The organism is Pseudomonas sp. 2822-17, assembly GCF_002742485.1.
Taxonomy (GTDB): domain Bacteria; phylum Pseudomonadota; class Gammaproteobacteria; order Pseudomonadales; family Pseudomonadaceae; genus Aquipseudomonas; species Aquipseudomonas cyclaminis.
This window is the reverse complement of the sequence record NZ_LJRZ01000246.1, coordinates 1-229: the sequence shown is the minus strand read 5'-3', so window position 1 is coordinate 229 and position 229 is coordinate 1. Positions and strand designations below refer to the sequence as shown.

Below are 229 nucleotides of genomic sequence, written 5' to 3'. Positions count from 1 at the left end.
AACTTACGAAAACAAAGTTGATTCTACAAAACACGGTTTAGCTCTATTAAATGTTAATCAAAGATTACGCCTTGCTTATAATACTTATGATTCTGAAGTTATGAAAACAGGCATTAGTATAGAAAGTGAGTTAGGAAAAGGAACCTCTGTGTTCATTCGAGTCCCTTTAATGGAGGAGTAAAAATGAAAATTACACAACTGAAAACAATACTCATAGTAGATGATGAAC

The 229-nt window shown here is 31.9% G+C and carries 1 protein-coding gene; it reads left to right on the top strand.

What is annotated here, in order from left to right:
* Nucleotides 1-181, top strand: a 181-nt coding sequence (locus AOA60_RS33260) for a hypothetical protein (RefSeq protein WP_218240532.1), incomplete at its 5' end; no start/stop codon positions are given.
* Nucleotides 182-229: the final 48 nt, after the last annotated feature.